The organism is Leclercia sp., from assembly GCF_036780805.1.
Lineage (GTDB): Bacteria > Pseudomonadota > Gammaproteobacteria > Enterobacterales > Enterobacteriaceae > Enterobacter.
The window spans coordinates 29,135-52,397 of sequence record NZ_DAIQCE010000010.1; the positions used below are offsets into that span (position 1 = coordinate 29,135).

Consider the following 23,263-nt stretch of genomic DNA (forward strand, 5'->3'; position numbering starts at 1 on the left):
CTTATACGTATCGAGAAGCGCGTTCTGTGAACGCATTAATCATAAAGGTGGGTCATAGCATGCATAAGGTGTGTTGTAACATGCTATGAAAAAAGATCGTTAAAGGACCTCAAAAAGGTGGGTTGGAACATGTTAAAGGTGGGCAGCGATATGCAAAAGGTGTGTCACAGCATGTAAAGATACCCCTGCTGCTCAAAAATTAGCCTAACAAAATACGCTCAAACGCAACTGTGCCACGATAACATGTTATGACACACCTAAAATCATGATACGACCCGCCAATGCTGAATATCCTGCATAATGCGACCCACCTTCTATGATGCCAATTCTTTGAGTTTTTTGTTTCGCTTATGAATCAACACCGTTAGAGTTCGCCCATCTTTCACAATAGAATATTCAATGTAGCCAATAACTTGTAGTTGCTTAAGTGCAGCCTTGATCAGCCGGTTCTGCTCCTTTACTGGAGAGGTCAGATTTAAACGTTCGATGATGCGATCAAACCGGATTGGGGCAGGGTTATCAGGCAGACTGGCGATATAGGTATAGAGCGTCTGAGCAACCTCTTTACCTTTAAGCATATGATAAGGACGTTTACGCAGAAGGATGTTGTAGTCGATCTGATACAGCTCATGCAAACGCTCATCGGCTTGAAGCGTGATCGTATCGGATTCTCTGGTGTACTTACCGCTCTTAAGAAGCTGAGTGAAAAATTTATCTCCAGTTTTCTTGCTGTTAAACTGAACTGTCTTGGTACCGATCCTAGTAAGTGCATCGAAGATGGTGTCACGCAGGCGCTTGTTAAACTGACGTGAGTCGTACTGACACAATGCGGCGAACTCAGTGAAAGGCAGCTCGATAGTGTTCGATTTCAAACCGTATTTACTGAAGGCACCAATAATGCCCATCCAGACACTAAAGTCCGTTGATATGTTAAGTCGCTCACCAAAGATCCTGACTTCGTCATAACCTTCCTTACGGGCGAATTCAAGCTGAGAAAATGACGAAGAAACATCAATACCGGACTTCTGCCCCTTGGGTATTGCTCTGCTGCCAGGAACAAAGACACCCAGGCGCAGTAGAATAGCTGGTTGAACTGAAGAATTACTTGTGACTGTTAATTGATGTACCTCTCCTTCATTTGTAATTTGAGAGGGGATAAAATTGTTATCAGTCATATAGTTATGCCACTTAAGTTGGAATCCATTCAAGGTTATCCACAAAGGGTGGATAGTTCGGTATTTCACATGCTACGACACACCATTTTGCATGTTATGACACACCAAGAGCATGATGTCACCCACTTTGATCATGGTATGGCACACTAATCACATGTTGTGACACACTTACTGCATAATGTGACACACCCAAATCTTCTGTATGCCTTGTCTGGCGTGGCCTGTAGCGATCTGGGATCTGTTTGGGACTGTATGGATCCATTTAGGATCTTCAATAGGATCGTATTATTGGATCTAGCTATGTATATGTTGATAACTTTTAAATCAGAGAGGATGAAAGAGGATAGATAGCATCATGCCAGTGACAGTATTCATGTGCAGAAAGACATGATTACATGTTATGACCCACTACATAGAAATGTGGGCTAAACATAATTGCCTTAGCTTGATCACGTTGATCTGCAAGTGGCTACGCTATCAGTGCACTTGTAATCGCCACAACTGCATAGTCCAATGCGAACACACAATGAATATTCGGCTTATCCTGTACATTGCAGGTTAATGAGCACGTGGCCGTCTATAGACGCGTCACACTGGCATGCAAAAATACTTTCTACTTTGGACGTGTTGGCACTATCGGAAAAAATATCCAGAAAATACTTCTGATGATCGGATTTATTTTTATTGATTTAATAGCATATCGTGACTCTTTTCTGAACAGGGGAAGGGTTAGACAAGTCCACCAAGCGATTCAGGCTGCAATCTTAATATTAAGATTGGCCTTTCAATAATGCCACCGCCTCGATCCCTGGCATCTGGAACTGAACCCGGTGCCGTGCAGCTACATCCAGTGCGAACACCTTCGTATAGACTTCAGTAGAGCTGATCGACTTGTGTCCCATCAGGCTTTGTAGCACCTTCAGTGGAATACCTGCATACAGCATGTGCATAGCGTAGGAGTGGCGGAACGTGTGCGGCGTGACCGGTATGGAGAACGTTACTCCGTCGGCAGCGGCCGATTCTACCGCTTCATTCAGCCAGGTCCGGACAGTGCGGTCAGTGATCTCCCAGATGCGCGCTTTTTCGTTTCTGCCGGTGCGTTTATTACGGCGCTCCAGCGGAATTTTCAGGGTGGCCACCATCATTTGTAGCTGGCTAACGTACTGATGATCTGACAGCGGCACCAGGCGATGCGCCTGGCTTCCGGCCGGTGCCCGACCAGCCGTCCGCGCGGCTTTCTCCGCGCGCTGTTTCAGGGTTGCCAGCTGTACGAACGGCAGTGATGACGTCAGCGAAAAATCGGCCCGGGTGAGCGCCAGCGCCTCGTTGATTCGGGCACCGGTATTCCACAGTGTGGCCAGAAGCATTTTGCGGTGCAAATCAGGCACGTAATGGAGCAGGGCGCTGACCTCCGGTGCCAGCAGATACCTCGGCATTTCTTCATGCACCATTGCCATCTGGCGCAGCGCCAGTGCGGCCGGATAATCGATGGCGACGGGTAACGAGGCCGCCTGCGACGGGAGGGCGGGAAAGTTATTCATGGTCACTTGGTTATCCTTCATGATCGTCCGTGTGGGTCTTCTTTTGCTGGGCATTCCTGGGAGCATAATGTCGCTTGACCTGATGAACGAGCCAGGACAGCAGCGTAAACGGGGCGCGGATGGCCCGGATAAGCAGCATATGGGGCTGCCGGCGGGTGAGACGAGCTATCTCATTACCTTTGCCCTTAAGCGCACGTGATTTCGCCTCAATATCCAGCCTGTACCTGTCGTTGTCCTCAACAAGTGAAAGCACGCCCTGTGCAGCAGGACGACATCCGGTTTCGCACGGCTGCCTGCCGGCAGCTTCAGTTCATTAACCGTCAGGGGAAGCGACGTTCTGCTGCCGGGCGGAAAGCGGAACCCCATACCGTGCCAGAAACGGTCACGCCGAGCGTGGTTTACTGCATCTACTTCGTCGCCCGGGTTAGTCCTGATTGTTTTCACCGGCGTATCAGGCGGCAGGGTTTTTGCCCAGCTGACCAGCTGCTGCATGCACCACGAACCGAGTCCGCGGCCCTGCAGTTCTTCCTCCAGCATAACGTAACCGTTGGTCAGATCCAGCTCGGCAGTATTGGTATAGAGGCTGACGTTGAAGCTGGCCGGAAAGGATAATGTACCGCCGCGCCAGAAGAGTTTCAGCTCACATACCCGGCTCTTCAGATGACGCGGACCGCGGTTCTCTATGCCCTCAGGGAAATACTCATCTGAGATGGTCCTGATGGCCACAAGAGTCAGGGGCCGGGGATAGCATGCCCCGTCCTGCTGTTTCGGCAGGGTGATCAGCCAGGCGTTTTCGTCTTCGCGGTAACGCGTTGTTGCGGAAAGGTGCTCAGTCATGGTCAGCGATGATTCCGATAGTCACTGGAGGAGGTGGATGACAGCAATGAAGGTCACCGGCCAGGGGACGGCGGCCCGGGATGAATCCTTAATGGGCCTGCCACGGCGAGAGGTCGGGCAGTGTGCCCACGACACGGTATTTGCCCGGATATTGCAGCTGGCTGCCGCCGCGCGTCCATACCGTTACCACAATGTCTCCGCCCTCTTCAGCCTCCGGTAGCAGGCGATCGGACTGCTCCAGAAGCATGTGCACCACGAACGGTGCATCGCTGCCGTTTTCAAACAAGTGTTCCAGCGCGCCACGGCCTTCAGGCTCGCCCTTGCTGATGATAACGTACTGCGCGCCATGCATCTCCTTCAGGAGCGCTTCAGATGCATCCGGAACCATTAAGCGAGCGGCACCGGCGTTCCAGCTCAGAAAAAGATATCCGGCTCTGTCCTGCTCTGACTGCCAGTAATCCGTGTGTTTAATGGCCTGTCCTTCATTCACTACAGAAATCATGTCTGAAAACTCTTTTAATAATGTCAGAGGGTGAAATCATTATTTTCAGGTTAGCTGCGTCTTTGTTTTCGCTCATGACGCAGAACGCGCAGCATTACGGGCTGCGCTGACCATGCTGATTTATTGAGACGGGAGCGCGGAAGTTTGCAGAGTCTGCGCAGGAGTCTGGCAAGGTGTATGGCTTTCAGCCCCATCCGTGAAGACTCAAACTGCCGTGCACTGAAGTAATATTCGCGATCCGGAGGCGACGAATTTTCCCAGCCATCTTCGATTGCCCGCATTGCCTCATTGCGCATTACCGGCAGCTCCCGGATACGATACATGAGATCTGCCGGTAGGCTCCGCCAGTCACCGGACACCGTTTCAAAATTAAGTGGGACGGGAAAACTTGTTTTAGCCACGCGCTCCTCTTGTCGGTTAGGTTCATAAAACGGCTCACCGTCATCACTGGCAACAGCTGCACAGTCTTCGGCATACTGCTCCAGGAGAGTAATCAGTTCCGTCGCGATAAACAGCCGCTCCCGTTCCAGCTTATCGTCTGACGCCTGTCTCTCACGCTGGAGCGTGAACCGGTGCGTCAGCCAGATACCCGTCAGTGTAATACCGCCGGCCAGCAGACCAGTTATCAGCCCGGTAGCCACGTTTCCCCAAATACCAGTCCCTTGGGTTATCAGCTGCACGGTAACCGGATGGGATATCGCAGTAGCTACGCTATCTGCCGTGGCCTGAATATTTTCCACTGATCTCTTACCCCTTTATATTTCTGAGAAATCCCGCCCAGATATTCACCTCACAATATCTGACGATCCTAGTGATAAACATCCGCCTGGCGCTCAGTACCCTTGCACCATTCAAATAAATAGACGTTCCTCAGTTACCCAGAACGTACTTTTGACTTGAATCAGGTTTGCCCTCTTGGGGCTGCACTTCGTCCACTGACGGTTTAGTCCTCCACCGGATATTGCAATCTTTTTATTCCGCCGCAAATACAGAATCCCGAAAGGCCAGCCTGAAGGGTCATCAGGGTTACCATTGCCGCAGTCTATCCACACACTGCCTTTACCGTACCGGGCAATCAGTTCACCAACCATTATTGAAAGCCGGATACTTTTAATCTTCATATTATCCCCTGAGAAATTATCCCAAAAAGAAACCATCACCCACCTAAGCACCTGGCAGTAACGCCGAATGACTTTACCTGCCGTCATCATTTTCAGACTGATAATAAGCCTGCGTATAGCAACTTAGTTAAATTACCGGATGGCCGTTTCGGTGAGATCCGATTTACTGGGATATAGTCAATTTCCGGAAGTGTACCACGGCGGGAAAATAAGCAAAGCAGCCTTCCCCTGACGTGAACCAGGCCGGAAGTACAATAACAGAATGCCGCTAAGGCCCCGTCACGTCTGGAAGTATAGGGCATAAAAATTTTTCGTTTCACGAGAATTCCGGAGGTTAGGCTGAAGATCCGGGACTTGGGGTTTTCGGATCTGCGAAGAAGATGAGAGGGACAGAGGCAGGACAGGCACTAAATAAAGAAGATTGTTGTGAAATCTGGGTTATTGTCTTTCAGGAAGGAAAAGGCGCTGATTTTTGCCCTGAGTGGACAAGTCATACTGACGGCGAATTAGCGACGAAGCAGCAGGCATCATTTTCACTCTGAACGTCCTTCCAGCCCTTGTCAGCGTGTCCGGTCATTAAAATCCGCTTTGTGCCAGGAGCGGAACTTGCTTACATCATGCTATGTTAGTTTTCTGGGAGCAGGTCAAAGATGTTCACCGCGCCTATGCTTCAGCAACACCTTCCAGAACTTTTCAAGGAATAGAGAAATGGCTCGTAAGTATGTTTATGGTGATAAACCAATCCGCACAACAACCGCTGAGATAGTTGAAAACGAGTTTGCTGGAAAGGCTACGGCTGCTCAGGTCGATGCAATTTTAAAGGATAGATTTCCACATTATAAAGACAATACTTATTTGAATCTGATAGTTAACGCAGTTAACTGCAATCGTGGTCACTGGAGTTTTAACAGGACTGCCAGACGAACAGATGATGCCACCCATCGCCACCATGAATATGATCGACTTTTCAAGCGCGGAAACGTTTTCGAGGTCTATGATTCCGCACTTCATGGTGTGTTTGAAATTTATGAAGCTTCAGACGGCAAATGGCTAACACGTCCGGTTAAAAGTGAGTTTGAAAAGGCCATAGAAACAGCGTCTCAACTTACCTCAGAGCAACGTAGAGAGAAGCTGGCTACAGCCAACACCACGCCAGAAAGGGTCATTATAAAGAGCTATACCTTCAAGCGTAATCCCCTCGTTGTAGCAGAGGTATTAGCCTTAGCTGGAGGTAAGTGTCAAAGCTGCCTACGTGACGCACCATTCAAGCGGGAAGATGGTAGACCGTATCTTGAAGTGCATCATGTGGAGTGGCTTGCTAACGGTGGAGAGGACTCTGTTGAAAATGCTATTGCACTCTGTCCGAACTGTCACCGCGAAGCACACTACGGCACGCTTGTGTTGAAGCCGATTAACATTAAGTAGTCTTCTTATAACCCTCAACGTCTGCTCCTCGCTCTAAGCAGCCCTTCAGCGCCTCGTCAGTTATGTACCAATAGCGGACGTTGGAAACAAAAAAACTATCCGACTGGGTAACATGAAACAGTGACAAGCGATGACGATTAACTAAACTGCTGCCGCCACTGCCTGACATGGTCGATCAGGGCGCGGAGTTTTGGCGCAATATTGTGACGTTGAGGGAAGTACAGATAGAAGCCTGGAAATTGTGGAAGAAAATCATCAAGCACTGATATAAGTTGACCTGTTTCAATATATGGCCTGAATGTCTCCTGCGTGGCAATTGTTATCCCCCCACCGGCAAGAGCCAGCCTCAACATCAGACGCAGATCATTAGTAGTAATCTGTGGTTCAATCGCCAGGTCGAAAGCTCTCCCGTTCTCCTCAAATGGCCAGCGATAAGGCGCAACATCCGGGGATGAACGCCAGCCGATACACTGATGATGTAAAAGATCAAGCGGATGAACCGGTGCGCTAATGGCTGCGAGATAGGATGGGGATGCAACCACCATTTCACGTTGCTGGCCGGTCAGGGGAACGGCAATCATGTCTTTTTCGATTACTTCCCCAAGTCTTACTCCGGCGTCATAACCTGCATCCACAATATCAAATTCCTCGTCTGTCACAACAATATCAATCATCACGGCTGGATTGGCTGCAGCAAACGAAGCAATTAGCGGACCGGAAAGAAATTCTTCTGCTATGGAGGTTACCGCGATCCTGAGAAGTCCACGCGGCACGCTGTCAGAAGCAATATCTTCGAATGCAGCTTCAATACTGGATAAAGGTAATGACAGTGATTGACGCAGTCGTTCCCCCGCTTCCGTCAAATTCACAGAGCGCGTCGTCCGCATCACAAGCATTGTGCCGAAAGCATCCTCAAGCCGCCTTATACCCTGGCTGACCGCCGAGCGGGTAACTCCCAGCCGGGCTGCGGCTGTGGTGAAATTTCTCTCTTCAGCAACGGCGATAAAAACAGGTAAAAGGTTGAGATCAATTTTCATTGTTTAATTCTGCTAACTACTGAGTCCAGTAGAAGCAGGATACTGGAACCAAACCTAAAGTTCTATCATCTGTGTGAACTCAACTGAAGGAGCACATCATGGATAAAGTTATATTAATTACTGGCGCATCAAGCGGTATCGGAGAAGGTATTGCCAGAGAGCTTGGAAATGCAGGCGCGAAGGTGTTATTGGGTGCTCGCAGACTGGAGCGTATCGAAGCCATTGCAGCAGAAATCAGCAACCACGGCGGTATCGCTGAGGCGCGGGAACTGGATGTCACAAACCGAGTTTCCATGGCTGAGTTCGTACAAACTGCGCTTGATTACTGGGGCCGTGTTGACGTTCTGATTAACAATGCGGGCATCATGCCACTTTCACCGCTTGCAGCCGGCAAGCAGGATGAATGGGAACGTACAATTGACGTTAATATCAAGGGCGTGCTGTGGGGAATTGGCGCTGTACTTCCGGTGATGGAAGCTCAGGGTTATGGTCAGATAATCAATCTTGGCTCTATCGGCGCCCTTTCTGTTGTGCCAACAGCCGCCGTCTATTGTGCCTCCAAGTTCGCAGTAAGGGCTATTTCCGACGGGTTACGGCAGGAAAATTCGAAAATCCGCGTGACCTGCGTAAACCCCGGCGTTGTGGAAAGTGAGCTTGCCTCAACCATTACACATGCGGAAACCATGGCGGTGATGGATGCCTACCGAACTGTTGCACTGAAACCCGCTGATATTGCCCGGGCCGTACGACATGTAATTGAGGCCCCTGAAAGTGTTGACACAACCGAAATAACCATCAGGCCGACAGCCTCAGCAAACTGAAGCGTATGACAACGGAATAAAGTAAATATATGCAATTATTATTTATTCAATGCATCTGGAAGGAAGCCTGCTGAATGAAATGATCATTCACAAGGCAATAATGAATTCATTACATCATTCTCAATTAACAGTTATATTGTATTAATCACAGAAACCAAACTGGCGCAGGGAGAAATGAAAAGTTACATTACTCCCTCTTTTGAATTAATCTCTCAACGTTTATCAACAGGTATACCATCATGAATAAAATATATTATTTAACTGCGGCAACAATTTTGTCTTTATTATCTTTCAGCACTATGGCCCAAACCGTCACTGCAGTCGATTCAACCATCGAGGGCGCTGAGGAAAAAATTTCCACACTGGCAGCTAAAGAGGGGAAATCATATGAAATCCTTGGAGCTTCTTTTAAAAACAGAGTTTATATGACAGCAGAGTTAACTCCTGTTAATAAAAAATAAAGCTTTCACACACGCTGGAAGCTTTCCGTGACTGGTGTTGTTCAAAATGTGTCGAAAAACCACTTCCATACAATCATTTATCTCTAAAACGCATATGCAAAAAACAGGTAAAGCATGACAGAACAGCATATTTACACAGGCCTCTGGATAACCGAAGATGGATTCATTCGCCATGAGCTTTTACCTGAGGGACGTTATGATGAAGCCCGGGGCACTCAATCCAGTGCTTATCAGGGCGACTACGACATTCGTGGAAACAGGATCTACTATCAGGACGATACCGGTTTTACAGCTGATGGGGTTTTTGTCAGTACTGACGAACTTCATCATGCTGGAATGGTATTATTCCGTCATAAATAAAGTTATGACTTCAGGACAATCATAGGAAAATAGCTCTCAACATAGCATTTGGATGCATGCCTACTTATGCCATGGGCCATTATGGCAATGGACTGCCGATTAATTAGCGATTGTATATACGGCATGCAATAATGCACTTGCATAACAGTGATATCTTTCTTATGTTTATGCTCACAAATTGTACCCTCTTCAAAAAAACATGTACCATTCACACACCATTTAAAGCATTAATTTAATGTTACCGTCAGATTCGGAGAGAGGTTATTGTTCGTATTAACGCAGATGGCGTTGTAGCTAATAATCAGATATCAATCGCATCTCGCTTATATCCGGCCTTCCATGCGATGAAGATGTCCATCCGGGACCAATAACAGACGTTACTGACATCATTTTTTATCGCAAGGCACGTTATCTAAAATTACCTTGCTGACAATTCTGCTTTTCATGAGGTAAATCCGGTAAAGACTGCAACCCGTTGTTAGTGCGAATGATATTGATAAGCTCACGCAGAGCGGGATGGACGTATCGACGAGAGCTGTAATACATGTGAAAAGGATCGCCATATGCAGAATGCATGGGCATGACATTGATAAGAGTCCCCTCTGTCAGCTCTGCCTGAACACGCGATTCCAGCACATAAGCCAGACCAATCCCGGCTTTGGCCGCTGCAATTGTTGTCGCCGTGTCTTTCAGAGTGATAGAACCCGGTACACGCATACTGAAATTTCCTTCAGGCGCATCAAACTCCCAGCGGAAACTGGCATTATTTCCAAGTAACAGCTGTATACAGTTATGCGCGGATAATTCAGTTGGCCTGTTCGGTGTTCCATAACGATTTACATAATCAGGTGAACCCACCACTATCCAGCGCTGAGAGCCGGTCAGGGCCACGGCGACCATGTCCTCGGGCACCAGATGCCCATACCGCATACCTGCATCAAATCCTTCGGCGGTGATATCGACAGGCCGGTCTTCTACGACAACAGTCAGCCGGACGTCAGGCCACCTTGTCGCAAACTCTTTCAGGGATGGCGAGATCAATTGTGCAGCAGCGTCGGCAAAGACGTTAATACGCAATACACCAAAGCGTCCACGGCCAGGCGCGTTGACAGTATCCAGCGCAGAAGAAATCGTATCAAACCCGCTCGAAAGCTTTTCGGCTATCTCCTGGCCCAGCGCCGTTGACGATACCGATCGGCTGGTCCTGTTTAGCAGTCTGGCTCCCAGCCGGGTTTCAAGTCGCCTGATGGCATGGCTTACGGCTGAAGATGACAGACCCAGTTCAATGGCGGCGAGTTTAAAACTTCGGCACCGTAAAACAGTCACGAATGCCTGAAGATCAGCGAAATCAATACGCTCCATTTATAAGATGAACCTCATTAATCGATTCAATGAATCTGGCACATCTTTTAGCATAAGAATTCAGTGCCCGTAAACGCTAAGCTTTGTGATTACAGTCATATACGCAGGTGATTAAAGCCGAAGCGTACATTACAGTTCAGCCAGTGAGGGATACTCGTGAAAAAAAGAATTCTTGGTAAAACCGGTAAAAGCATATCTGAAATTGGCTTCGGAGCCTGGGCTATTGGAGGGACCTGGGGGGAAGTCAGCCTGGAGGATGCCAGAAGTGCTTTGCACGCGGCCCTGGACGCGGGTATGACCTTTATCGATACCGCTGACGTTTACGGTGACGGACGTTCTGAAAAAATCATTGCCGAGGTATTAAAAGATCGGGGCGGCGAACGTCCTTTTGTTGCGACTAAAATTGGCCGCCGTCTTTCCCCCCATGTAGCCTCGGGTTACACAGAAAAAAATCTCAACGAGTTTGTCGATCGTTCCCGCGATAATTTGCAGACAGAAACGCTGGACCTGGTTCAGCTGCACTGTCCGCCAACCGAAATTTATTACACGCCTGAAGTTTTCGCCGTTATGGATGAAATGATGAAGGCAGGAAAAATTCGCAGCTATGGGGTTTCTGTTGAAAAAGTGGAAGAGGGGCTTAAGGCACTTGAGTACCCGAACGTTTCATCTATTCAGCTGATTTACAACATTTTCAGGCAGCGTCCTGCTGAGTTGTTGCTGCGTGAGGCCAGGCGTCGGGAGGTGGGGATCATTGCTCGCGTCCCGCTCGCTTCAGGCCTGCTGACCGGCAAAATGAAAACGGACACAGTATTCTCAGCCGATGACCATCGATCTTTTAATCGTAATGGCGAGCAGTTTGATAAGGGCGAAACCTTTGCCGGTGTGCCTTTCGACGTTGCACTCGATGCCGTGGAGGAAATACGACGCCTAGTACCTGGTGATATCACAATGGCCGCATTCGCCCTGCGCTGGATTCTCATGAATGAGGACGTTTCTGTCGTGATCCCTGGTGCCAAAAACAAGGCTCAGTCAGAGGCTAATGCGCAGGCAGGTAATATCAATGCTCTTTCAGATGAAGTGATGACCGCCCTGCAAAAGATTTACCAGCAAACAATATCCCCATGGGTTCATCAGCGCTGGTAGTTACCTTTTTTAAATTTACACTGAAAACAGAAAGTTCAGCTGAGTGGTGTCTGCGGATGCAATACGTCACGGCCTGTTTCGCGCTGAGCAAAAAATTGATCTGTCCCGGCTGAAACCTCTGTAGATACAGGTCGCCACCGGACTTTGTGATAAATTCAGCCCACAGGGCGGGACGCGATAGCCTGTCGGATCTTTTGACAGGCATTTATGAATAAGAAAAAGGTAACGGACCGGCGTGAACTCATGAAGGACAGGGCGGTGCTCCGGGAAATTATCATAGCCATAAGGGCGATGATGAAACCCGGCAGTTCGCTGCCTGCAAAGGCGATGATCCACGTGCTGACTTACCCTTTTCTTTTTCTGCGGTTGCGCTAACCTGTGCGGCTCGCTTTTATATAGATGCTGTCACGCACGATGCAAAAATTCACGCTTCTTTTACTCAGCCTGGTGCTTCTGGGTCCGCTGGGCATTGATCTCTACCTGCCTACCCTGCCAGACATTGCGCTGGGGCTGAACACGCCTGTGACCACGATCCAGACAACCATTCCCCTGTTTTTGCTGGTAATGGGTTTAGGTCAGATTGTTGCGGGTCCGTTGGTTGATAATTTTGGCCGTAAACCTGTAGCCATAGCCGGGATCCTGCTTTATCTGCTGGGCAGTATTCTGGCTGCCACTGCAACCGGCTGGCCGCAGTTCCTTAGCGCGCGTATTGTTCAGGGTTGCGCGGTTTGCTGTACCGCCGTGGTGGCGTTCAGCGGCGTCAGGGATCGCCTTGAGGGCGAGGAAGCGGCACGAGCCTACGGATTTCTTAACGGTGCCCTGAATATTGTTCCTGCACTGGCACCGATGCTGGGTGGTTTCCTGGCCGGTGCGTTTGGCTGGCGTGCCCCCTTCTGGTTTCTGGCCAGTTATGTGCTGGTCATTGGCCTGATGATCCTGCGTTTTCTGCCTGAAACACGTCCGGCCGGAACGCTGGCAGTCAAAGCACTTCCGCTTGTCCAGTACGCCAGAATCCTGCGTGAACCCCGCTTCCTTGCTTTTACGTTTGCTAATGCGGGTGCAATGGGCATGGTGCTGACCTACGTGTCGCTGGCTCCGCAGGTGCTGATGACCGAAGGCAAACTCTCTGCCCTGCAGTTTTCCATAGCCTTTGGCGCTAATGGCTTCTGGATTATGCTGGGCAGCGTGCTGGTAAATAAAATCATCCGCAAACTGGGCCGGTCCATCTGTCTGGCTTTTGGTAGTCTGGCAATGGTCTGTGGTGCTGTGACGATGCTGGCAGGCATGGCCATCTTCCCGGCAGAGATGCAAACCAGCTGGGCGTTATATATGTTCCCGGTGGCTATTTCGGTAGCCGGTCTGGCCTTTACGGTTGGCCCGGCAACCAGCTTTGCGCTGGAACCTTATAAACAGCAGGCTGGCGTGGCTTCGGCCCTGGCGGGATTTATTCAGATGGCGGGCGGCTCCTCTGCCGGTTTACTGGCGATGGCTCTGCCGGTAAACGAGAAGCTTGCGCTGGGTGCGATGATGATTATTGGTGCCGTACTGGCAGCGCTGGCGTGGAAATGCAGCAGGAATGTGCGCGGTACGCTTACCGCGCTTAAAACCAAATAACCCCGACCGGTACCCGCGGAGCAAGCGCACACGTCAGCTCATTACCAACGGTACCGGCAGCGTACGCCTCCTCATCAATCAGGACCTTTTTACCCCACAATTCCGCCTTGTTGCCGATACCTGCCTGTTGGTAAGGGATCAAATCCACAGTAATCATATCCACTGAAACTGCCCCAGCCCCCTGCGTTCTGACCCCATCAGTCCAGACCGGAGGGACCTGTGGGCGCGTGGCGGGTATTCCTGCCAGAACAACCGATTCTCCGCTTTTTCTTCAACGCGGACATAATCCTCAAGGCAAACCCGCTTTGTGCCAGAAGCAGACTCAGAAATACTCAGGTATGTCCTGAACACCCTGAACATCTAACCCTGTCAAAGGAGGTTTTTCGTTCATTACGGGAGGTTAACCTGTATTTAATTGGCATACAGGGGCATCTTAAAAGGGTGTGAAAGTGGGATTAACGGACAGGCGGGGCTGTCATTTTGTGCCAGCAACGTGCATGTATTATCATTATGCCAGGCTCCGGTACCGGCCGATAGTTCAGCCTCGGTTAACCTGGCACCACCTTTATTTTCTACCGTGGACAGGAAGTCAAAACTTCAGTTGAAGCGTATCGGCAAACTGGCGGTAATACAGCTCGATGAGTTTCTGTCCATTGTCCGGGGAGAACAGATACAGGCGCATGAGACCCTCAAAAACAAGGGACAGGCGCTCTGTCACTGCATGCGGATCGAGTCCGGCAGATATCTGGCCGCTGCTCTGGGCCGCGCGTATCCTGCTATGGACGCTGTCAATCAGGCCAGCTTCTGAATCACGAAGGAGTTCGGCAACATGTGTGTTACGCGCACCTTCACTGGCGATTTCAGCACGTAAAACCGCCACCGCGTGTCCCTCGGGTGTGAGGAAAATCTCTGCCAGCAGTTCTTCAATCGCCTTGCGACTGAAATCAGTACTCCAGAAACGGCTTATCAGATTGTGATGCCGCTGCAGGTCGAGTTCGATAAGCGCCGTGATGAGGACGTCCTTGCTCGGAAAGTACTGGTAAATGTTCGCAACGCTGACCCCTGCAGCCGCACCAATCTCGGAAATGGATGAGGCGTGAAACCCGCGTTGTATAAAGCAGGTTCGGGCCCCGTTGAGGATCTGGGTCATGCGTTCTTCACGCGCATGCTCATTCACGGGACGCCCGCGCAGGGGCTTGTCTGCATCAGTTTTCATTTTCACATTTTATTCCATTCAGGTAACACAAGGACGACACCGGAGTGGTGTCGTCCTCAGTTTGCAGGTCAGGTCAGCCGCGCAGTGGACGAACTGGCGATACGAGGCGATAAACGTCAGAGTGACGCCGGCGTAGCCTCAACGCTCGCATAGACCTTGATTTCCTGAAACTGCTCAATCGCACGTGGCCCGCAGAGGACGCCGATACCACTTTGCTTGAAGCCGCTCTGTTCGAAGTGCTCGGACATAACGCCCCAGCAGTTTAGCCAGATATGACCGGCTTGAACAGACTTGCCAACTCTCCGGCCACGCGCCGTGTCGTCTGAGAACACCGACGCGGCGAGACCGAATTCGGTAGCGTTTGCGCGCATGATTGCATCAGCTTCGTCATCAAAAATCTCGAAAGTCTGGACCGGACCGAAGACTTCAGACTGGATGACATCAGTGCTCAGGTCCTGTACTTCGATCAGGGTGGGGCGGTAGAACGCGCCTGAGGCCAGAGGGCCTTCATTCACGGGGCCGCCGCGCACCAGAATGTTTGCATACGATCCTGCTGCCGCGACCACGGCATCAACGCGCTGAACACTGGCCTTGTCGATCAGCGGACCAAGCTGCGCCTGCGGGTCTTCGCTTTCGCCGAGCCGGACATTCTGATAAGCCTCGATCAGTGCAGCGCGCAACCGGTCGGCGATGCCACGCTGGGCCAGTACCCGTGAACCGGTACAGCAGAACTGACCATTCATCGCGACCAGTGCCATGACGATCTGCGGTACAACCACATCCAGGTTTGCATCATCAAATACGATCAGCGGCGCTTTGCCGCCCAGTTCCAGATTCAGACGTTTGAGCGTTCTGGCGCCGTTGGCGGCAATGAGGCGGCCTACCTTAGTGCTGCCGGTATAGCTGATCATGTTCACCAGAGGGGAGTCGACCAGCATGGAAGCGCCAGTACTCCCGGTTTCGGTGATCACATTCAGTACACCCGGTGGCAACGATTTGACTGCAGCGATTGCCCGGGAAAACAGGGCATTGGTAAGCGCGGTCTGGTGCGGCAGTTTCAGCACCACAGTACATCCGGCAGCCAGGGCGGGAGCGACAGCGCGCACTGACAGTATGATTGGTGAATTCCATGGCGAAATAACACCCACAACGCCAAGAGGTTCGGGATCGGAATGGAAATGCATTCCCGGAGCGGCTTCAAGGGCGCGCCCGCCGGTCTGCAGCAGTGCCGTGGCGGCACCATAACGCAGCCACTCCACCGTTAATGCCAGCTCCCACTGAGTCTGCGCCAGCAGCTTGCCCCCTTCGCGCGCCAGCTGGATTGCTATCTCGTCCACCCGTTTTGCGACCTCGTCGGCCAGTTCAAACAGGGCACGTGAGCGCAGGGAGCGTTCTCTGGACCAGCTTGTCGTGTCAAAGGCAGTACGGGCGGCTTCGATCGCCTGACGTGCTTCGTCAGTGCCGATGTCCAGGTAGTTTCCCAGGGGCTGACCTGTTGAAGGGCTTATCGCCTGTCTGATCGTGCCTCCGTTGTTCCAGTTACCGTTGATCCAGTTTCCTGCAGCTTCAGTCATATTCGGGTGTTCCATGATATTTCCTTTCCGGGTATCCCGCGGATTGAACGATGCAGACACGGTGCGGGTAATCCCTTGTCTGCCTGGTTGACGCCGAAGCTAAAGGCTGCCCGTTTGCGTCGCGACAAATATAAAAGTAAGTGATCATTTATATAAATGCAACGTTATTTTACAGCGCTCAGATATTATGGGATTAACACTGCTGGCGTGGACGGGACTCGTCCTGGCGAGGATAGATGGTGATGGAACGAATACGCATCGCCGTGGGGTGGCAGCTCAAATCTTTTGCCGCCCGGTACAGATGGGCTGTAACTGCCCCAAATGTGAATCTTTGAGTAAGCGAAATTTTTACCAGGTTCAAACGAGGAGATCATGCTCAAAAAGAGCATGCATTCTGCGCGTAACGGGCTTAAATCCGGCCGGGGATCCCGGATTTCCGCCCCATTCATGACGGGGAGTCAGGATGCATCCTTCACCCCGCCGCTCATAACATTTTTGACACTGCTCCGGCCATCGCTGTTGCTCTGCGTCAGAGCAATTTCCTCTGGGAAAAATGGACGGCTGCCGCAATCTTCTGGTGTACCGCTGAATTGCCGGACTGTGCTTCCCGTCCGTGCCACACCGGCACTAAGCCTTACAAGTCTTTCAGCAGACTAGCCGACAGTTGCCGAAGCAGATTTAACTCTTCATCGTTCATCTGCATGGTACATCTCATCTTACCAGGCAGATCCAGCAGAGCCTCTTTCATCTCATTCGCCTTTTCAGTAAGAACGACATTTTTCATCCTTTCATCTCCGGCGACAGCCATCCTTTTCAGAAACCCCTTCGCCTCAAGTTTTTGTACAAGCGGCGTCAGCGTTCCCGAGTCAAATAATGTCTTCTGGCCAAGCGCCCGTAACGGGATATTGTCCTGCTCGTAAAGGGCCATAAGCACGACAAACTGTGGGTAGGTCAGGTCAAACTCTTTCAGCAAGGGCCGATACTGGCGGATTAGCGCGTTTGTTACCGAATACAAAGAAAAGCATAGCTTTTCCTCTAAGATGCTGTTTTTTTGCATTTAATTTTCTCCATGCAAACACACCAGAATTGTTTAAATAATATCTGCAATAAAGAATATTGCATGCAAGCTAAATTCGCAAAAGTTAAATGCCGGTAACAAGGCGATGCGCATAATTTTACTAAGGCCCGGTCATAAAAGCCGGGTCAGATGTCCTGAATTTTGCCTTATTTGCATTCTCCCTGTGGCATTTTCCGGGCAACCGGTTTGTTTTCTGCTCAGCAGCGAGGGCCGGGCATGTCTTTGAATACCGTGATTATCTCATGCTTACTGACCCCTTCTCATGAACGCCAGCGACGTCATTCACATAACACCCGAAAAAGGCACATAAAAAAACCATTGTATTTATATAAGTGATCGTTTACTTTTATATTCAACGTAAACGAGAGACCACTCGCTCAGACGTCAGCCAGGCAGACAAGGGATTACCTGCCCCGGGTCTGTGTCGGTTAATACGCCACATGTCTTGAGGAGAGATAGCAAGGAACGTCCGGATTTCAACGAAACTGCGCAAAACCGTATTGACTGAGTCAGCCCTAAGACCGGCCAGCCGCAGGGCAGTTAGCAAAACACTGGCTGTGAAGAGAGGCAGCTGGCGGCAGAGCGGATCAGCAGGTAAATCAGGATAACAAAATGCAGCATCTTCTAATTAACTGTTTTTAAAGACTTAATTAACTGAAGACCAGGATGTTCAGAAAAAGTTATTTAAATAATGTTTGACCGAAAGAATATTGCGTGCAAGTATTATCTACACAAGGAAAGTGCCAACAACAACCGGCACTCAACCGAATCATACAATCAACACACATCTAACGAGGCTTAATCATGAAAACCGTATCAGCTGTCCTGACTTCTGCTCTTTTCGCATCCGCCACCGCTGTGGCTTCCGAAAAACCAGTTAACCTTCCTGCTCCCACAGCCGGCGTGCAGGCATTTCTCAACGTACTGAACGCCGGTGACGGCAAGCCTATGGAACAGATGACCCCGCAGGAGGCCCGTCAGGTGCTGATCGGGGCACAGAAGGGCGTTACGCTGCCATCTGCGCAGGTTGCAGAAAAAATCATCACGGTAAACGGGCAATCCATTAAACTGAAAATCGTGAAACCGGACAACGCGACCGGCACCCTTCCTGTATTCATGTTCTTCCATGGTGGCGGCTGGGTGCTGGGAGATTTCCCGACCCATGAACGTCTGATCCGGGACCTGGTTCGTTCATCCGGCGCTGCGGCGGTATATGTGGACTACACGCCGTCACCGGAGGCCCACTTCCCTGTCGCGATTAACCAGGCGTATGAAGCAACCAAATGGGTAGCTGAACACGGTCAGGAAATTGGCGTCGATGGCAGCCGTCTGGGCCTGGTCGGTAACAGCGTCGGGGGGAATATGGTGGCCTCCGTGGCGCTGCAGGCTAAACAGTTTAACGGACCGAAGATCCGTTATAACGTGATGCTGTGGCCGGTAACGGATGCGAATTTTGACAGCACATCCTATAACCAGTATGAAAACGGCTATTTCCTGACGAAAAACATGATGAAATGGTTCTGGGATAACTACACCACTAACGCGTCAGACCGTAATAATATTCTTGCCTCGCCACTGCGGGCCACCACGGAACAGCTGAAAGGTTTCCCGCAAACCTTAATCCAGACAGCGGAACTGGATGTTCTGCGTGACGAAGGTGAAGCGTTCGGTCGCAAGCTCGATGCCGCCGGCGTACCTGTGACCGTGACACGCTACAACGGCATGATCCATGACTACGGGCTGCTGAACCCGTTAAGTCAGGAGCCCACCGTCAGAACCGCGCTGGAGCAGGCGGGCGCAGCGCTGCAGAACCACCTGAAATAATATCCGCATAAGGTATAAACAGCGCGGCCAGAGGCCGTGCTGTTTTGTATGAACCTGGCGCCTGTCTTCGCTAATTCCGGCTGAAAAACCGCTACCGGGCAAACCCGGTTACGCAGCCATGTTATCTTTGCTGTAAGTCCCCGCATCCATCTTGATGTCTGAATTCTGCTTTTCGCTCATAGTCGACCTGTAACACCGTGAATATGTCCGCCTGGTGCCAGAAGCAGACGCTATTGGCGTCGTATCATGTTATTAACCGTGAGCAGTTCATGAGGTATACGGTTCGCGCCATGTGGGAGTCTGACAACGAAGATTCCTCAGGGTCAATCGAAAGGGGGCACACGCGTTTTCAACACCACTGCACGCTTCATCAACCGAAAAATATAGCCGCAGCTGAGCGACGCCAGCGTTAGTGGTGTGTCGCAGACCTTTTTCCCACAGCTTCGGGAGACCAGTACGGCGCAGGCGGCTGACTATGAGCTTATCCCGCGTGGTATTCACTAAGACGCGCTGAATGAAGACCTGTCACTTGCAGCTTGATGAGTCCGGAAGCCTTCCAGGCCTGAAAGATCAGTTGGCTTCGCCCTGCAGCCGGTGCCGATAATGTTTCAGGACACGTGTGTCACGATCTGGTTTTAAATGAAGCCACGCAGCCCAGCAAATTTTAGCGACTCTCATTATCATGTCGTTCAGCCGCTCGCGCGTATTCGCGGTTCGCGTTTCCCCATTCGCAAAGCGGTTGTAATGCCCGCGCAAGCGTTCTTCCGAAATCGGTGATCTCGTATTCAACTCTAGGCGGTACTTCCCTGTAATCATGCCGTAATACAATGCCATCCGCTGTTAAATCCTTGAGCTGTTGTATCAGGACTTTTTCACTGATGCCCCCGGACAGACGTTTAAGCTCGCCAAACCGGCGTGGGCTGAACTGCAGATGAAACAACAGGACAGGTTTCCATTTCCCTCCGATATAACGAAGGGCTACATCAAGGCCGCAGACGGGTTCCATTCACTTTCTCCTTATACATACCTTTTGGTAGGTACTATTATAACTGAATGCATACCGTTACTATGCGTTTTCGCTCCTCAATCTGGATATAAAATTATGGGTAAGCTGGAAGGAAAAGTTGTCGTTATCACCGGTGCCAACAGCGGAATTGGTCTGGCATCGGCTAAACGTTTTGCGGCTGAAGGCGCGCAGGTTTTTATGACGGCCCGGCGTGCGCGTGAGCTGGAAGAGGCGGTAACTGAGGTGGGGCATGGCGCAACCGGCATCGCTTGTGATATTTCAAGGATGAATGAACTCGATGCCCTGTTTGAAGAAGTTCAGCGTAAGGCTGGTCACATTGACGTACTGTTTGCCAACGCCGGCGGGGGGGATTTCGCCTCTCTTTCAGCCGTGACCGAAGAACATTACACTCGCATCTTCGATACCAATGTTAAAGGTACCCTTTTTACCGTACAAAAAGCGCTGCCTTTACTGAAAGAGCGGGCATCCATCATCCTGACGGGGTCAACGAGTGCGACCACCGGCGTGCCTGAGTTCAGCGTCTACAGCGCCAGTAAGGCGGCCGTGCGAAATTTTGCCCGGGCGTGGATCCTTGAACTGGCTCCCCGTAAGATTCGGGTTAACGTACTGGTACCGGGCGCCACGTCAACTCCGGGCTGGCATGGTCTTTCGCCTGACGATAATTTCAACCGTGAAATGATACGCGCCGTAGAAGCCACCACTCCACTGGGACGCCTTGCTGAACCTTCGGAAGTGGCAGCCGCGGCACTGTTCCTGGCTTCAGATGACAGCAGCTTCGTTAACGGAAGTGAACTGTTTGTTGACGGTGGCTCAGCACAGATCTGAATATCATTTATATCAGAGCAAAATTTCATAAAGTCCGGTCAAACCGGACTTTATTGTCGGTAAATTAAGAAAATAATCCACCAGGAATAAGATAAGTACCGCCTGACATCCGGTTGCATGAACGCCGTAAAACCCGTATCTGAATCATGGCGACCCTATTTGCTCTGATTCAACGTCCGCAGATAACAACAGCATGATAACCATTTCAAAAAAGCAGGCACACAACTATTGTGGCATCTGACAACGGTGTCGAACATCTTTTAGTGCCGGATTATCGTACAGAATGCATGAAATGTTATATCCCACGATGCGAAAATATATTGTGCGCATTATTGCAGCGAAATTATCTTAATCTTAAACTTTCAGAGCCTGATACCGCACAAAAAGCTTAAAGATAAGGTGCATTTCAATTGCCATTTATCCCCTGACTGTTATGGTGTTCAGGCAATCAACATACGAAGCACATAAGCATAAGAAAAGTTTTGACTCAAAGTTGCCCCACATCGGGGCTTTTTTTCAGCATTATTATCGCTACCGAAACTGGCAGTTAATCCGGAACGGCTTATTTACTGCTCAGGAAGTCATCCTGCTGTGTCTGGCGCTGTTCAGGTTTTCAGAAACGTGCCCGGTAATAATGCCCCAAAACCAGCAAAACTATGTATATATATTTTTTTAGTAACGATATTACTCATATGGAAAAAAAGAGAATCTGCAATCACCTCTCTATTCGTTATCAGTACTCCCCATCCTCTCCTTTTTATCTGGTTTACATTTATGAATGGAGGAGCGGGAAGTATATTTCTTCCGTTGCGTCTAACAGCAAAGAATCGTTATTCAAACAACTTAAGGAATATGCTCAACTGAATGAGCAGGAACAAGCCCATCTCCGCAGATTTATCCTCTGAATATTGTCTGTTTCACCACTTTCACAGACTCATGAACCTGTATGCAGTTCGCCTGCCACGATTGTTACGAGCCTGCCAGCCGGGCAGTTATCTTGTGACAATTTCAGACCCGGTTCTGTGAGTGGAATGATCGCGCGGAAAATTTTTTGAGCCACACTTATAACAGACATATTTTTCTTTTTTGGATTGTCCAACAGAGGAGGAATGTATGCAGTCAGTAAGTGAGAAGGGTGTCGTGTCTTCCCGGGATTTAGATTTTCTTGCCCGTAGCTTTGCCCGGATGCATTTGCACGGCCGACATCTGTGCACGGATGCAATAACCGGCAACATGGATGAAGACTGCCGACTGTGGTTCCTTGACCGTTATGACTTTTACGTTGAACAGCTAAAAGATAAGGAGTTGCAGGAGTAACCCCAGGCCGGGTGGTGTCAGCTGCCCGGCATTCCCTTTAAAGGAATGCGTTGTACCAGGCCTGCCAGCGTTATGCGTAGAGCCGCAGCTGGCGCAGGCCATTCGGCAGTTTCTTTATCAGCCTGCAGGGCTGTCGCTACTGGTGCCCGCGTTACCTGCCCTGTACGGTTCCAGCATCAAATCCGCTGATGAAGCTGGCTGTGTTGGTTGCCCGCTGGCGCAGCTGCACAGAACGCTCATAAGACTCGCTTAGGCAGTGTCGTCCCATATAGCACGTGAGCAGGCGTTCAGGAATGATCGGCTCACCGGAACAACCACACAGGCCATCCCTGACCGGCTCTGCGGACGTGACGCGGAAATAAAAATAGGCCTGCTTTTCAGCAGGCCCAATGAGTTTGAAATCGAATTAGGTAGGCATGTTACCCTGCCATCATCCATATGACGTCTGTGTCGGGCAGCGTCACTTCCCGATCAGGATACCGAGTGGGGGCTATGGCCTGGTTACAATTTAAGCATAGCACTGGTTTCGAAGCGGGTAGAAAAAAAAGCCTGCCCGGAGGGACAGGCTCAAAAAGCACTTACCAGGTTCTGATACAGTTGCCGGGTGCCTCCCTGTGGCTCGTTACCGGTTATACGAGCCGCAAGCATATTTACATTACATCAACCGGATTGCCCCGCCGCACAGGGGGATCCACCCTTGTTAAATCTAGTTGGGTTCATAGCGAAACGCCAGTTCCCATGTCAGTCAAAGAGGCGGCGATAGCGGACCCTGTAATACTTCAGCCTCGCCGTCATCGCAGATATCGAAACCCCGGGTCAGTTGCCATATCCCCCTGACAATCCGCCCCGTTTGCAGGTCTTCCGTTTCGCCATCGGTGTAGTAAGCCACCTGAACCCTGCCGTTATGCCGTATCCAGTAGAAACCTTCTGTCATAAGTCATGCCTTCTCTGAATTCTGATAGCCATATAACACACTCTTAATATTAACGGGTATTTGCGCATG

At 50.4% G+C, this 23,263-nt stretch carries 24 protein-coding genes and 1 pseudogene; 11 read left to right on the forward strand and 14 right to left on the reverse strand.

Annotated features, from left to right (window positions below; translation table 11 throughout):
* Positions 1–314 precede the first annotated feature (314 nt).
* Positions 315–1,175: a RepB family plasmid replication initiator protein gene (locus tag V7Q49_RS18615; protein WP_333854273.1), complete on the reverse strand. Its 861-nt coding sequence runs from the start codon at positions 1,173–1,175 to the stop codon at positions 315–317.
* A 770-nt stretch (positions 1,176–1,945) separates the two neighbouring features.
* Entirely contained in the window at positions 1,946–2,737 is a 792-nt protein-coding gene (locus V7Q49_RS18620) for a site-specific integrase (RefSeq protein WP_333854275.1), read from the reverse strand.
* A gap of 46 nt (positions 2,738–2,783) precedes the next feature.
* Between V7Q49_RS18620 and V7Q49_RS18625 the strand changes: the two genes are divergently transcribed.
* Entirely contained in the window at positions 2,784–2,915 is a 132-nt protein-coding gene (locus V7Q49_RS18625; RefSeq protein ID WP_333854277.1) for a hypothetical protein, read from the forward strand.
* Here the strand turns inward: V7Q49_RS18625 and V7Q49_RS18630 are convergent.
* The 4 genes from V7Q49_RS18630 to V7Q49_RS18645 form a co-directional block, all read right to left on the reverse strand.
* Entirely contained in the window at positions 2,882–3,553 is a 672-nt protein-coding gene (locus tag V7Q49_RS18630; protein WP_333854280.1) for a hypothetical protein, read from the reverse strand. The genes V7Q49_RS18625 and V7Q49_RS18630 overlap by 34 nt on opposite strands.
* A gap of 88 nt (positions 3,554–3,641) precedes the next feature.
* A complete protein-coding gene (locus V7Q49_RS18635) occupies positions 3,642–4,055 on the reverse strand; it encodes a hypothetical protein (RefSeq protein ID WP_333854282.1) in 414 nt (137 codons plus the stop codon).
* Between the two features lie 50 nt (positions 4,056–4,105).
* Positions 4,106–4,795, reverse strand: a complete 690-nt coding sequence (locus tag V7Q49_RS18640) for a hypothetical protein (protein ID WP_333854284.1) — start codon at positions 4,793–4,795, stop codon at positions 4,106–4,108.
* A 111-nt stretch (positions 4,796–4,906) separates the two neighbouring features.
* Positions 4,907–5,176, reverse strand: a complete 270-nt coding sequence (locus V7Q49_RS18645; protein ID WP_333854286.1) for a hypothetical protein — start codon at positions 5,174–5,176, stop codon at positions 4,907–4,909.
* A 708-nt stretch (positions 5,177–5,884) separates the two neighbouring features.
* On the opposite strand from V7Q49_RS18645, the gene V7Q49_RS18650 reads away from it, so the two are divergent.
* A complete protein-coding gene (locus V7Q49_RS18650; protein WP_204231779.1) occupies positions 5,885–6,601 on the forward strand; it encodes an HNH endonuclease in 717 nt (238 codons plus the stop codon).
* A 137-nt stretch (positions 6,602–6,738) separates the two neighbouring features.
* On the opposite strand, the gene V7Q49_RS18655 is transcribed toward V7Q49_RS18650, so the two are convergent.
* Entirely contained in the window at positions 6,739–7,638 is a 900-nt protein-coding gene (locus V7Q49_RS18655) for a LysR family transcriptional regulator (protein WP_204231780.1), read from the reverse strand.
* 98 nt (positions 7,639–7,736) lie between these two features.
* On the opposite strand from V7Q49_RS18655, the gene V7Q49_RS18660 reads away from it, so the two are divergent.
* The 3 genes from V7Q49_RS18660 (at position 7,737) to V7Q49_RS18670 (ending at position 9,280) form a co-directional block, all read left to right on the forward strand.
* The gene (locus V7Q49_RS18660) at positions 7,737–8,459 is read left to right on the forward strand and encodes an SDR family oxidoreductase (RefSeq protein ID WP_204231781.1); all 723 of its coding nucleotides are present in this window, start codon (positions 7,737–7,739) and stop codon (positions 8,457–8,459) included.
* A gap of 239 nt (positions 8,460–8,698) precedes the next feature.
* On the forward strand, positions 8,699–8,920 hold the full coding sequence (locus tag V7Q49_RS18665; protein ID WP_204231782.1) for a hypothetical protein: 222 nt from the start codon (positions 8,699–8,701) through the stop codon (positions 8,918–8,920).
* A gap of 114 nt (positions 8,921–9,034) precedes the next feature.
* Positions 9,035–9,280: an Atu4866 domain-containing protein gene (locus tag V7Q49_RS18670; RefSeq protein WP_204231783.1), complete on the forward strand. Its 246-nt coding sequence runs from the start codon at positions 9,035–9,037 to the stop codon at positions 9,278–9,280.
* 408 nt (positions 9,281–9,688) lie between these two features.
* Here V7Q49_RS18670 and V7Q49_RS18675 read toward each other — a convergent pair whose 3' ends face one another.
* Positions 9,689–10,642, reverse strand: a complete 954-nt coding sequence (locus tag V7Q49_RS18675) for a LysR family transcriptional regulator (protein WP_333854291.1) — start codon at positions 10,640–10,642, stop codon at positions 9,689–9,691.
* A 156-nt stretch (positions 10,643–10,798) separates the two neighbouring features.
* On the opposite strand from V7Q49_RS18675, the gene V7Q49_RS18680 reads away from it, so the two are divergent.
* From V7Q49_RS18680 to V7Q49_RS18690, 3 genes are all read left to right on the forward strand, one after another.
* The gene (locus V7Q49_RS18680) at positions 10,799–11,785 is read left to right on the forward strand and encodes an aldo/keto reductase (protein WP_262660954.1); all 987 of its coding nucleotides are present in this window, start codon (positions 10,799–10,801) and stop codon (positions 11,783–11,785) included.
* 207 nt (positions 11,786–11,992) lie between these two features.
* Complete coding sequence (locus tag V7Q49_RS18685; RefSeq protein WP_204231875.1) at positions 11,993–12,160, forward strand: hypothetical protein; 168 nt, start codon at positions 11,993–11,995, stop codon at positions 12,158–12,160.
* Between the two features lie 39 nt (positions 12,161–12,199).
* A complete protein-coding gene (locus V7Q49_RS18690) occupies positions 12,200–13,399 on the forward strand; it encodes a multidrug effflux MFS transporter (protein ID WP_333854294.1) in 1,200 nt (399 codons plus the stop codon).
* On the opposite strand, the pseudogene V7Q49_RS18695 reads toward V7Q49_RS18690, so the two are convergent.
* The 4 genes and pseudogenes from V7Q49_RS18695 to V7Q49_RS18710 form a co-directional block, all read right to left on the reverse strand.
* Positions 13,386–13,632: pseudogene (locus V7Q49_RS18695) on the reverse strand (alanine racemase C-terminal domain-containing protein); the annotation flags it as partial. The gene V7Q49_RS18690 and the pseudogene V7Q49_RS18695 sit on opposite strands and share 14 nt — an antisense overlap.
* 356 nt (positions 13,633–13,988) lie before the next feature.
* Entirely contained in the window at positions 13,989–14,615 is a 627-nt protein-coding gene (locus V7Q49_RS18700; protein WP_223263938.1) for a TetR/AcrR family transcriptional regulator, read from the reverse strand.
* Positions 14,616–14,731: 116 nt separating this feature from the next.
* Positions 14,732–16,204 (reverse strand): aldehyde dehydrogenase family protein, encoded by a 1,473-nt coding sequence (locus tag V7Q49_RS18705; protein ID WP_262660952.1) that lies wholly within the window; start codon positions 16,202–16,204, stop codon positions 14,732–14,734.
* 619 nt (positions 16,205–16,823) lie between these two features.
* Complete coding sequence (locus V7Q49_RS18710) at positions 16,824–17,246, reverse strand: MarR family winged helix-turn-helix transcriptional regulator (protein ID WP_032616499.1); 423 nt, start codon at positions 17,244–17,246, stop codon at positions 16,824–16,826.
* Positions 17,247–18,071: 825 nt separating this feature from the next.
* On the opposite strand from V7Q49_RS18710, the gene V7Q49_RS18715 reads away from it, so the two are divergent.
* Positions 18,072–19,091: an alpha/beta hydrolase gene (locus tag V7Q49_RS18715; RefSeq protein WP_032616498.1), complete on the forward strand. Its 1,020-nt coding sequence runs from the start codon at positions 18,072–18,074 to the stop codon at positions 19,089–19,091.
* 664 nt (positions 19,092–19,755) lie between these two features.
* Here the strand turns inward: V7Q49_RS18715 and V7Q49_RS18720 are convergent.
* Positions 19,756–20,097 (reverse strand): winged helix-turn-helix transcriptional regulator, encoded by a 342-nt coding sequence (locus V7Q49_RS18720; RefSeq protein WP_204231757.1) that lies wholly within the window; start codon positions 20,095–20,097, stop codon positions 19,756–19,758.
* 96 nt (positions 20,098–20,193) lie between these two features.
* Here V7Q49_RS18720 and V7Q49_RS18725 point away from each other — a divergent pair, with 96 nt between their 5' ends.
* Positions 20,194–20,943: an SDR family NAD(P)-dependent oxidoreductase gene (locus tag V7Q49_RS18725; protein WP_204231758.1), complete on the forward strand. Its 750-nt coding sequence runs from the start codon at positions 20,194–20,196 to the stop codon at positions 20,941–20,943.
* 1,113 nt (positions 20,944–22,056) lie between these two features.
* Positions 22,057–22,260, forward strand: coding sequence for a hypothetical protein (locus tag V7Q49_RS18730; RefSeq protein ID WP_032611702.1), 204 nt, complete (start codon positions 22,057–22,059; stop codon positions 22,258–22,260).
* A gap of 745 nt (positions 22,261–23,005) precedes the next feature.
* On the opposite strand, the gene V7Q49_RS18735 is transcribed toward V7Q49_RS18730, so the two are convergent.
* A complete protein-coding gene (locus V7Q49_RS18735; RefSeq protein ID WP_032611703.1) occupies positions 23,006–23,194 on the reverse strand; it encodes a hypothetical protein in 189 nt (62 codons plus the stop codon).
* Positions 23,195–23,263 lie beyond the last annotated feature (69 nt).

Coding starts and splice junctions, on each gene's coding strand:
- V7Q49_RS18615 (WP_333854273.1), bottom strand. CDS start 1,175: ATGACTGATAACAATTTTATCCCCTCTCAAATTACAAATGAAGGAGAG.
- V7Q49_RS18620 (WP_333854275.1), bottom strand. CDS start 2,737: ATGAAGGATAACCAAGTGACCATGAATAACTTTCCCGCCCTCCCGTCG.
- V7Q49_RS18625 (WP_333854277.1), top strand. CDS start 2,784: ATGTCGCTTGACCTGATGAACGAGCCAGGACAGCAGCGTAAACGGGGC.
- V7Q49_RS18630 (WP_333854280.1), bottom strand. CDS start 3,553: ATGACTGAGCACCTTTCCGCAACAACGCGTTACCGCGAAGACGAAAAC.
- V7Q49_RS18635 (WP_333854282.1), bottom strand. CDS start 4,055: ATGATTTCTGTAGTGAATGAAGGACAGGCCATTAAACACACGGATTAC.
- V7Q49_RS18645 (WP_333854286.1), bottom strand. CDS start 5,176: ATGAAGATTAAAAGTATCCGGCTTTCAATAATGGTTGGTGAACTGATT.
- V7Q49_RS18650 (WP_204231779.1), top strand. CDS start 5,885: ATGGCTCGTAAGTATGTTTATGGTGATAAACCAATCCGCACAACAACC.
- V7Q49_RS18655 (WP_204231780.1), bottom strand. CDS start 7,638: ATGAAAATTGATCTCAACCTTTTACCTGTTTTTATCGCCGTTGCTGAA.
- V7Q49_RS18660 (WP_204231781.1), top strand. CDS start 7,737: ATGGATAAAGTTATATTAATTACTGGCGCATCAAGCGGTATCGGAGAA.
- V7Q49_RS18665 (WP_204231782.1), top strand. CDS start 8,699: ATGAATAAAATATATTATTTAACTGCGGCAACAATTTTGTCTTTATTA.
- V7Q49_RS18670 (WP_204231783.1), top strand. CDS start 9,035: ATGACAGAACAGCATATTTACACAGGCCTCTGGATAACCGAAGATGGA.
- V7Q49_RS18675 (WP_333854291.1), bottom strand. CDS start 10,642: ATGGAGCGTATTGATTTCGCTGATCTTCAGGCATTCGTGACTGTTTTA.
- V7Q49_RS18685 (WP_204231875.1), top strand. CDS start 11,993: ATGAATAAGAAAAAGGTAACGGACCGGCGTGAACTCATGAAGGACAGG.
- V7Q49_RS18690 (WP_333854294.1), top strand. CDS start 12,200: ATGCAAAAATTCACGCTTCTTTTACTCAGCCTGGTGCTTCTGGGTCCG.
- V7Q49_RS18700 (WP_223263938.1), bottom strand. CDS start 14,615: ATGAAAACTGATGCAGACAAGCCCCTGCGCGGGCGTCCCGTGAATGAG.
- V7Q49_RS18705 (WP_262660952.1), bottom strand. CDS start 16,204: ATGGAACACCCGAATATGACTGAAGCTGCAGGAAACTGGATCAACGGT.
- V7Q49_RS18710 (WP_032616499.1), bottom strand. CDS start 17,246: ATGCAAAAAAACAGCATCTTAGAGGAAAAGCTATGCTTTTCTTTGTAT.
- V7Q49_RS18715 (WP_032616498.1), top strand. CDS start 18,072: ATGAAAACCGTATCAGCTGTCCTGACTTCTGCTCTTTTCGCATCCGCC.
- V7Q49_RS18720 (WP_204231757.1), bottom strand. CDS start 20,097: ATGGAACCCGTCTGCGGCCTTGATGTAGCCCTTCGTTATATCGGAGGG.
- V7Q49_RS18725 (WP_204231758.1), top strand. CDS start 20,194: ATGGGTAAGCTGGAAGGAAAAGTTGTCGTTATCACCGGTGCCAACAGC.
- V7Q49_RS18730 (WP_032611702.1), top strand. CDS start 22,057: ATGCAGTCAGTAAGTGAGAAGGGTGTCGTGTCTTCCCGGGATTTAGAT.
- V7Q49_RS18735 (WP_032611703.1), bottom strand. CDS start 23,194: ATGACAGAAGGTTTCTACTGGATACGGCATAACGGCAGGGTTCAGGTG.